The organism is Streptomyces ossamyceticus, from assembly GCF_001418475.1.
Lineage (GTDB): Bacteria > Actinomycetota > Actinomycetes > Streptomycetales > Streptomycetaceae > Streptomyces > Streptomyces ossamyceticus.
Genome location: NZ_LIQX01000204.1, coordinates 1 through 3,523, shown reverse-complemented (window position 1 = coordinate 3,523; position 3,523 = coordinate 1). Strand labels below are relative to the sequence as shown.

The following is a 3,523-nucleotide window of genomic DNA, read 5'->3' as shown; positions in this document are numbered from 1 at the left end:
CGAACGTCTCCAACTCACCGCGCACCAAGTCGATCTCGTCCGGAGTCACACCCGCCTAACGCCACACCGAACCCGGAAGACACGCACCACCACAACCGACCTGACCAAGCACTACTAGTGCTGTGACCGGATACCGGAGGTCGGCGGACGCGTCGATCGCGACCAGCGCGTCCGACCGATCCGCCGCGTCGCGAGGGAGGTGCCGGGCTGGATCGAGCAGTCGCCGCCGAGGACGACGGGCAGCTCCCGGCCCGCAGGCGCCGCTCCACCCGGTCGGCGACCCGGCGGGTGTACGAGGCGAGAGCGGCCGCGTGGAAGACTCCGTCCCCCTCCTGCCCGTCCCCGCGGTCGTACCGCGGCGGCACCACCACACCGCCCTCCAGGGCTCCCAGGCTCGGCACGATCCTCTGCTCCCTGAGCGCCCCGGCGAGCTTGTAGCAGCCGGGCACGGTGCCGGGGGCGGGCGGCCGCCGTCCGAGGTTCGAGGGGGCGTCCACGACGACGATGTTCCGCATGCCCCCATCCCGCGTCGTCGAGCGGGCCTGCGGGGCCGGAACGCGTCGGCGGACAGGGCCCGGGAGAGGCCGGTGCCGCCCCGACGGTCCTGGTTCAGCCGCGCCGCCCGAGGCGGATCGTGCGCTCCCCCGGCGCGAACGCGTCGAAGGACTGCTCCCAGGACTCACCGGGCCAGTGGTAGGTGACGCGTCCCTCACCGGGCCGGTAGTGGGCGGTGTAGAGCGTGCCCAGCCCCTCGTCGTACGCGGTCTGGTGGAGCGGCGGCTCCAGCATCGCCGCCACGTCCACGCCCGCCGCGCGGACCGCCGCCAGCCGCCGCCCGGTCCGGGAGAACCGCTCCTGCTCGTCGGGCACCGGCAGATGCTGGTGGTTGGCGGCGCAGGCGTCCGGGGCCTCGGTCAGCTCGATGTCCGGCCCCACGTACACGGTGACCGCCCGCTCGCGGTCGACGAGGGTGACGTTCTGCGGGAGGGAGATCGGGATGGACCGCAGCCTGCCCACGGCCTCGTCGACGGTGTCGCAGGTCTCCAGCAGATAGCGCAGCACGATGAGCACGGCGAAGCCGGGGCCGTGGACGAGACGCCCGCCGAAGGTGAGCGACACCGCGAGCCCGGCGTCGTTCATCCCGTCCAGCAGCCCCCAGGCCGCGTCCTGCATACCGATCACCGGGCGCAGGAAGTCGGAGCGGACGATCACGCCCTCGCACTCGTCGGGGTCGAAGTCGTAGTTGCGCAGCAGGGTTCCGGCGCCACCGATCTGGGTGCAGCCCGAGAAGAAGGGGCGCAGGGTGGCGAGGGTGAGGAAGGCCTCGGCGTCGGGCCGGTCGAGCTGTCGGACGAGCCGGTCCAGTACCGGGACCAGCTCCGGCATGTGCGTCTCGAACAGCTTCCGGGCCCGCTCCGCCCCCTCGGGGGTGCGGCCCTCCTCGGTCATCCACCCCTCGGCGAGCGACCACAGTGGGCGCGTGTGGGCGGCCCACCGTCCGTCCCCGCCGTCGCCGACGTCGATCGCGCGAAAGGTCTTGTCCAGGTCCCCCATGACGGCTGCCGCTCCCTCGTGCACACAGTGGGTCGACGGCAACGTAGTAAATTTCAGGGGCGGTTGGCCAGATCGTCGGACCGCGTCCGTGTGGTGAGCGCCCACCGCTCGTGGTCCCGCCACGCACCGTCGATGAACAGGAAGTCGGGTGAGAAGCCCTCCAGCCGGAACCCGCAGTGCCGGGCCAGGGCGATGGAGGCGGCGTTGCCGGGCTGCACGTTGATCTCCAGCCGGTGCAGCCCCAGAGCGGTGAACGCGTACTCGACGACCAGCCCGAGCCCCTCCCCCATCAGCCCCCGTCCGGCGGCGTGGGCGAAGGCCCCGTAGCCGAGGGCGCCGCACTGGAAGGCGCCCTCCACGATGTTGTTGATGTTGATGAACCCGGCGATCGCCCCGCTGTCCCGCTCGCACACCAGGAACCCGGCCTTCGTGGGGTCCTCGATGAGCCGCCCCGCGTAGGTGGCGTACGCGACGGGTGTGGTGGGCGGAAAGAGCCAGGGGCGGTGCAGGTCCCGGCTCTCCCGAGCCCGCGCGACGAACTCGGGACCGTCGTCGAGGGTGAAGTGCCGTATCCCCACACGGGGGCCCTCGGCGAGATGGCGCATGTTCTCGGACACCCGGCAACGGTACGCCGAGCCGTCCCACGTCCGCCGCCCGGCCTGGGCCCTGGGGTCGCCGGCCGTCTCAGCGGCGTTTCATGAAGTACGCCCCGCACACCGCTCCGATCAGCGCCGTCCCGAGCAGCGCCAGCCACAGCGGCATCGTGACCTCGGGGAACAGCAGTCGGATCTTGGTGGTGCGGGTGTTCTCGAAGATGAAGACGAGGGCGAGCACGGCGAGCAGGCCGACGGTGACCCTGCCGGGCGTCAGCATGTCATCCCACTGCCGGTGCCCGCGTGCCCTGCCCCTGCCCCTGCCTCGGTCCGACGCGGTGGTCTTCGGGCTCATACGACCAGGATGCGACGCGGCGACGCTCCCCGCCCGGCGGGAGCCCACCACCCGGGGTGCCGCCTCGGACCGGCTCCGCACCGGGCGGGCGCCGGCTCAGCGCAGCGCCGGCTCGTCCAGCGTCAGCGTGCCCGCGTCCGCGTCCAGTTCGGCCGTCACTCCGAACGGGACGGTCAGCGCGCCGTCGCAGTGGCCGAAACCGAACTCCTCCACCGTCGGCACGCCGAGCCCGCCGAGGCGGTCCAGGAGCAGGGCCCGGATCCCCTCGTACGGCTCGCACTGGGCCCAGGACCCGAGGAGGACCCCCGCGACCCCGTCGAACCAGCCGGCCCGCAGCAGCTGGGTCAGGTAGCGGTCGAGGCGGTAGGTCTCCTCGCCGACGTCCTCCAGGCACACCAGGGCGCCCCGCGCGCCCGGCCGGGCGTACGGGTTGCCGAGTTCCGCGGCGAGCAGGCAGAGGCAGCCGCCGAGCAGGACGCCCCGCGCCCGGCCGGGGACGAGGGCGGTGCTGTGCGCGGCAGTGATCGTGCGGACCGACTCGGGGGCGAAGAGGGTGGCCCGCAGATGGTCCTGCGCGCGGGTGTTCTTGAGGAAGTCGACGCCGGCGGCCATCGGACCGTGCAGGGTGACCAGCCCGGCCCGGGTGGCGAAGGCCTCGTGGAGGGCGGTGATGTCGCTGAACCCGACGAGGATCTTCGGCCCGGCCGCGCGCAGGGCGTCCCAGTCGAGCAGGTCGGCCATCCGCTGCACGCCGTAGCCGCCGCGGGCGCACACGACGGCGGCCACGGACGGGTCGCACCAGGCGGCCTGGAAGTCGGCGGCCCGGTCGGCGTCGGTGCCCGCGAGGTAGTCGAAGCCGGGGTGCCGGTCGAGGGTGTGCGGTGCGACGACGGGGTCGAGGTCCCAGCCGCGCAGGAGGTCCAGCCCCGCGCTGAGCCGCTCCTCGGGCACCGGCCCGCTGGGGGCGACGACGGCCACCCGGGCGCCGGGCACGAGGCGGGCGGGCCGGTGCCCGAGGAGC

General features: G+C 73.5%; 4 protein-coding genes and 1 pseudogene. All 5 read right to left on the bottom strand.

The window, feature by feature from the left end; all coding sequences use genetic code 11:
* Positions 1 to 127: 127 nt before the first annotated feature.
* Positions 128 to 515: pseudogene (locus AOK15_RS46810) on the bottom strand (arginase family protein); the annotation flags it as partial.
* Between the two features lie 94 nt (positions 516 to 609).
* On the bottom strand, positions 610 to 1,554 hold the full coding sequence (locus AOK15_RS16525; protein ID WP_055517467.1) for a C45 family autoproteolytic acyltransferase/hydrolase: 945 nt from the start codon (positions 1,552 to 1,554) through the stop codon (positions 610 to 612).
* 53 nt (positions 1,555 to 1,607) lie between these two features.
* Positions 1,608 to 2,159, bottom strand: coding sequence for a GNAT family N-acetyltransferase (locus AOK15_RS16520; RefSeq protein WP_055517470.1), 552 nt, complete (start codon positions 2,157 to 2,159; stop codon positions 1,608 to 1,610).
* A 79-nt stretch (positions 2,160 to 2,238) separates the two neighbouring features.
* Complete coding sequence (locus AOK15_RS16515; protein ID WP_055517466.1) at positions 2,239 to 2,502, bottom strand: LapA family protein; 264 nt, start codon at positions 2,500 to 2,502, stop codon at positions 2,239 to 2,241.
* Positions 2,503 to 2,598: 96 nt separating this feature from the next.
* Positions 2,599 to 3,523, bottom strand: a 925-nt coding sequence (locus AOK15_RS16510) for a S66 peptidase family protein (protein ID WP_055517464.1), incomplete at its 5' end; no start/stop codon positions are given.

Coding starts and splice junctions, on each gene's coding strand:
- AOK15_RS16525 (WP_055517467.1), bottom strand. CDS start 1,554: ATGGGGGACCTGGACAAGACCTTTCGCGCGATCGACGTCGGCGACGGC.
- AOK15_RS16520 (WP_055517470.1), bottom strand. CDS start 2,159: ATGCGCCATCTCGCCGAGGGCCCCCGTGTGGGGATACGGCACTTCACC.
- AOK15_RS16515 (WP_055517466.1), bottom strand. CDS start 2,502: ATGAGCCCGAAGACCACCGCGTCGGACCGAGGCAGGGGCAGGGGCAGG.